The sequence below is a fragment of the Pseudomonas sp. HMWF006 genome, assembly GCF_003061205.1.
Lineage (GTDB): Bacteria > Pseudomonadota > Gammaproteobacteria > Pseudomonadales > Pseudomonadaceae > Aquipseudomonas > Aquipseudomonas monsensis.
On record NZ_QAIU01000622.1, the window covers coordinates 1 to 4,834 of the forward strand.

The 4,834-nt window shown below is 60.2% G+C and carries 6 protein-coding genes; 3 read left to right on the forward strand and 3 right to left on the reverse strand.

Annotated elements, in window-relative coordinates; genetic code table 11:
* A partial coding sequence (locus DBR24_RS28875) for a tyrosinase family protein (protein ID WP_146189143.1) occupies window positions 1-305 on the reverse strand: 305 nt, incomplete at its 3' end.
* Between the two features lie 125 nt (window positions 306-430).
* Window positions 431-1,294, reverse strand: coding sequence for an MBL fold metallo-hydrolase (locus DBR24_RS28880; RefSeq protein WP_128616401.1), 864 nt, complete (start codon window positions 1,292-1,294; stop codon window positions 431-433).
* A 91-nt stretch (window positions 1,295-1,385) separates the two neighbouring features.
* On the opposite strand from DBR24_RS28880, the gene DBR24_RS28885 reads away from it, so the two are divergent.
* The 3 genes from DBR24_RS28885 (at window position 1,386) to DBR24_RS28895 (ending at window position 3,949) form a co-directional block, all read left to right on the forward strand.
* A complete protein-coding gene (locus DBR24_RS28885; protein ID WP_123462618.1) occupies window positions 1,386-1,727 on the forward strand; it encodes a helix-turn-helix transcriptional regulator in 342 nt (113 codons plus the stop codon).
* 167 nt (window positions 1,728-1,894) lie between these two features.
* Window positions 1,895-3,139 (forward strand): FAD/NAD(P)-binding oxidoreductase, encoded by a 1,245-nt coding sequence (locus DBR24_RS28890; RefSeq protein ID WP_128616402.1) that lies wholly within the window; start codon window positions 1,895-1,897, stop codon window positions 3,137-3,139.
* Between the two features lie 9 nt (window positions 3,140-3,148).
* The gene (locus tag DBR24_RS28895) at window positions 3,149-3,949 is read left to right on the forward strand and encodes a sulfite exporter TauE/SafE family protein (RefSeq protein WP_128616403.1); all 801 of its coding nucleotides are present in this window, start codon (window positions 3,149-3,151) and stop codon (window positions 3,947-3,949) included.
* 48 nt (window positions 3,950-3,997) lie between these two features.
* On the opposite strand, the gene DBR24_RS28900 is transcribed toward DBR24_RS28895, so the two are convergent.
* On the reverse strand, window positions 3,998-4,834 hold an 837-nt coding region (locus tag DBR24_RS28900; RefSeq protein ID WP_256591943.1), incomplete at its 5' end, for a TRAP transporter large permease.

Sequence of the window (4,834 nt, forward strand, 5' to 3'; positions counted from 1 at the left end):
GTCAGTTGCCAGTTCCAGTAGGGCAGGGTAATGGTCGGATCATTGGTGGCGGACTGCAGGGCCAGTTCGAACTGGCGAATCAGAATTCGATGCCACGGATAGAACAAAGGGCTGCGATGCGGATTGGGTATCAGCGGATTGGCGCCGCCCATCGAGTTTTTGTGGATCTGCACAAAGTCATCGTAGCGATTTTGCTGTCCGGGGCGCAGGACGCTGTCGACGTTGTTTTTCAGTACCAGGATCGCATCGACGAACGCAGCTTTCTGTTGCGGTGTCATGTCGCGGTGATTACGGCGAATATCCATATTGCGAAAACTCCATTGAATGTTTGCCCAATGGAGTCTGATCGCTGAGAGGATTTTCACCAGTTCATCACTATCGCCAGCGTTCGTAGGAAAAATAATCTGGTGATGGTTCGAGCGACGTTTTCCTATAGAGAGTTGAGCGGAATCTTCAGGTACACCACGCCGTTTTCCTCTGCCGGTGGCAGATTCCCCGCCCGCACATTGACCTGAATCGCCGGCAGCAGCAGCGTCGGCATGCCCAGCCCGGCATCGCGTTTGGTGCGCATCTCGACGAACGCCGCCTCGTCGATTCCGTCATGCACATGAATATTGCTTTTGCGCTGCTCGCCGACAGTGGTCTGGCACTGCGCGGCGCGGCCTTCGGGTGGGTAGTCGTGGCAGACGTAGAGTTTGACGCTGGCGGGGAAGGCCAGCAGCTTGTGGATCGAGTTGTACAGTTGATGCGCGTTGCCGCCGGGGAAGTCGCAGCGGGCGGTGCCGACGTCGGGCATGAACAGCGTGTCGCCGACCAGAATCTGTTCGCCGTCGATCAGGTAAGCCATGTCCGCCGGGGTGTGGCCGGGGACGTGCAGGGCGGTGGCCTTGAGGTTGCCAATGCGGAATGACTCGTTCGGCGCAAACAGGTGATCGAACTGCGAGCCATCGACGCAGAACTCCGGCTCCAGGTTGAACAGCGCCTTGAACACGTTCTGCACTTTGCTGATTGATTCGCCAATGGCGATTTTTCCGCCCAGTTCCCGGCGCAGGTAAGGCGCTGCGGACAGGTGATCGGCGTGGGCATGGGTTTCCAGCAGCCACTGCACCTGCAGGCTGTGCGCGTGAACGAAGGCGATGATTTTGTCGGCCTGGGCGGTGCAGGTACGGCCGGCGGCGCCGTCATAATCAAGCACCGGGTCGACGATTGCGCACTGTCCGCCATCGGCTTCGTAGACCACGTAGCTGTAGGTCGAAGAGGCGGGGTCGAGGAAAGCTTCAATCTGCGCGGGCATGGACACCAACCTGAACAAGGAAAATGGGTTGCAACACTTTATCTAAAAACATAATGTTCACAGCTTAAGTGACGTTGAAGGCATCGTGCAAATGCAATCCAGTCTGACCGAATGTGAAGTCGCCCAACTGCGCGCCTCGGCCTCCAAGGCCTGCGCGCTGCTCAAGGCCCTGGCCAATGAGGATCGCTTGTTGATCCTGTGCCAATTGACCCAGGGCGAACGCAATGTCGGCGAACTGGAAAAAATGACCGGCGTGCGTCAACCGACGCTGTCCCAGCAACTGGGCATCCTGCGCGATGAAGGGCTGGTGGCGACTCGCCGTGAAGGCAAATACATTTTTTATGGCCTGGCCAGTCCTGAAGTGATTCAGGTGATGAAGACCCTGTCCGGGTTGTATTGCGGCGCGGTGCTGAAAAGCCTCGGTCACCCATAAATGCTTGCCAGCACACTACCCCTGCAGGAGTGAGCCTGTTCGCGAAAGCGGTGGGTCAGCCAGCATCTTCTGTGACTGTCACACCGTTATCGCGAGCAGGCTCACTCCTGCAATGGATTTGTGGGATGGCCGGAAAAAACCTTGCGTGCAGCAATAAGGAACAAGCAATGAACGATCAACACTGGGGCCCATCCATCAGTGCAGACATCGTGGTGATCGGCGGCGGTACGGCGGGCATCGGCTTCGTCGCCAGCCTGCTCAAGCGCGATCCACATTTGAACGTCACGGTGATCGAGCCGAGTGCCCAGCACTACTATCAACCGGCGTGGACGCTGGTTGGCGGTGGCGCCTACGACGCCAAAGACACCGCCAGGCCGATGAGCAAGGTGATGCCCCGTCAGGCCACCTGGATTCAAGCAGCGGTGACCGCTGTCGATCCTGACAAGCGCCAGCTGACCCTCAACGATCAACGCACCGTCAGCTATCAGAACCTGATTGTCTGCCCCGGCCTGCGCCTGGCCTGGGACAAGATCGAAGGCTTGCAGGAAAGCCTCGGCCAGCACGGCGTGACGTCCAACTACAGCTATCAGCATGCGCAATACACCTGGGATCAGGTGCAGAAACTGCGCGGCGGTAAAGCGCTGTTCACGCAACCGGCAATGCCGATCAAATGCGCCGGTGCACCGCAGAAAGCGCTATACCTGTCCTGTGATCACTGGCTCAAAAGCGGATTGCTGAACAACATCAAGGTCGAGTTCAACCTGGCTGGCGCCGCGCTGTTTGGCGTGGCGACATTCGTGCCGCCACTGATGAAGTACATCGAAAAATACAACGCGCAACTGGCGTTCAACTCGAACCTGGTCAAGGTCGACGGCCCAGCGAAAACCGCGTGGTTCGAGACCAAGGACGCCGACGGTAACGTCACCCGTGAGGCGAAAACCTTCGACCTGCTGCACGTCGTTCCACCGCAGGTGTCGCCGGATTTCATCGCGCAAAGTCCATTGGCCGATGCCGCTGGCTGGTGCGAGGTCAATCCGCACAGCCTGCAACATCCGCGTTATCCGCACGTGTTCGCGCTGGGTGATATCTGCGGCACCAGCAATGCGAAAACCGCGGCGGCGGTGCGCAAGCAAATCGTGGTGGTGGCGCAAAACCTGCTGGCCTTGCGCAAGGGCCAACCGCTGCCGCTGAAATACGACGGCTACGGTTCCTGCCCGCTGACGGTGGAGAAGGGCAAGGTGATCCTCGCCGAGTTTGGCTACGGCGGAAAACTGCTGCCGACCTTTCCCCTCGATGCGACTGTACCGCGCCGTTCGGCCTGGTGGCTCAAGGCGACGCTGCTGCCGTGGTTCTACTGGAACGGCATGCTCAAGGGCCGTGAATGGCTGACCGCCGTGTCCAACGTCGATTGAGAGGCCTCTATGTTGCTGGCTAGTCTGTTTGGCGTGGTGATGGGGTTGGTGCTCGGGCTGACCGGCGCGGGCGGCGGGATTCTCGCGGTGCCAGCGCTGGTGCTCGGGCTCGGCTGGACGATGACTCAGGCTGCGCCCGTGGCCTTGTTTGCGGTGGGCAGTGCCGCGGCGGTCGGTGCCGTCGACGGTTTGCGCCATGGTCTGGTGCGTTATCGCGCGGCGTTGCTGATTGCGGCGCTGGGCGCGGTGTTTTCGCCGCTGGGCATCTACTTCGCGCATCAGTTGCCGGAGCAGATCCTGATGATGCTGTTCAGTCTGCTGATGGTCATGGTGGCCTGGCGCATGTTGCGCCGCGAGCGCGCGCAAGCAGGCCCGAGTGACCACGGTCACGCCAGTTGGGGCCAGAAGAACTGCATGCTCAACGAGCAGACCGGGCGCTTCGACTGGACCGCCAAATGCACCGCGACGTTGGCGGCGTTGGGCGCGATTACCGGCGTGGTGTCCGGGTTGCTCGGCGTTGGTGGCGGCTTCCTGATCGTGCCGGCGTTCAAGCAACTGACCGATGTGCAGATGCGCGGCATCGTCGCCACGTCGTTGATGGTGATCAGCCTGATCTCGGCGATTGGCGTGATCGGGGCGTTTCACGCCGGTGTGCGGATAGATGCTCAGGGTGCGGCGTTCATCGTCGCCAGCATCGTCGGCATGATCATCGGTCGCAAGCTCTGCGCACGGGTGCCGGCGCGAGCGTTGCAGGTGGGGTTTGCCAGTGTGTGTCTGGTGGTGGCGGCCTACATGGTATGGCGGGCCTGAAGCAACACCTGTGGCGAGGGAGCGGGCTCTCTCGCCACAGCGTCGGGGTTACAACACCAGATGCGGTAACCACAGCGAAATCGCCGGAATGTAGGTGACCAGCATCAATACCAGAAACAGCACGGCGTAGAACGGTAGCAGCGCCTTCACGGTGCTTTCGATACTGACCTTGCCCACCGCCGAGCCGACAAACAGCACCGCGCCCACCGGTGGCGTGATCAGCCCGATCCCCAGGTTGACCAACATGATCATGCCGAACTGCACCGGATCGACACCGATGCCGAGAATCACCGGCATCAAAATCGGCGTGAGGATCAGGATCAGCGGCGCCATGTCCATCACCGTGCCGAGCAACAGCAGCATGACGTTGATGCACATCAGAATCACGTAGCGGTTGTCCGACAGGGTCAGGAACAGCGTGGTGATCTTCGCCGGGATCTGCATCAGGGTCATGATGTAGCCGAAGCTCGCCGCGAAGCCGATCAGGATCATCACGATCGAAATCGTGCGCACCGTGCGGTGCATCAGTTTCGGGAGTTCGCTCCATTTGTAGTCGCGATAGATGAACATGGTCACGAAGAACGCCCAGAGCACGGCGATGGCCGCGGACTCGGTGGCGGTGAAGATCCCGGACAGAATGCCGCCCAGAATGATCACCATCGCCATCATGCCCCATAGTGCTTCGCCGCAGATCTTCAAGGCCTCGCGCAGCGGGATGACGTCGCCCTTCGGGTAGTCGCGTTTTTTCGCGAAGATCAGGCACAGCACCATCAGGCATGCGCTCATCAACAGGCCCGGGACCACGCCGGCCATGAACAGCGAGGCGATGGACACGGTGCCACCGGCCGCCAGCGAATAAAGCACCGAGTTATGGCTTGGTGGCGT

Excerpts from the sequence above, each read along its gene's own strand:
- DBR24_RS28880 (WP_128616401.1), bottom strand. The coding sequence starts at position 1,294 with ATGCCCGCGCAGATTGAAGCTTTCCTCGACCCCGCCTCTTCGACCTAC.
- DBR24_RS28885 (WP_123462618.1), top strand. The coding sequence starts at position 1,386 with ATGCAATCCAGTCTGACCGAATGTGAAGTCGCCCAACTGCGCGCCTCG.
- DBR24_RS28890 (WP_128616402.1), top strand. The coding sequence starts at position 1,895 with ATGAACGATCAACACTGGGGCCCATCCATCAGTGCAGACATCGTGGTG.
- DBR24_RS28895 (WP_128616403.1), top strand. The coding sequence starts at position 3,149 with ATGTTGCTGGCTAGTCTGTTTGGCGTGGTGATGGGGTTGGTGCTCGGG.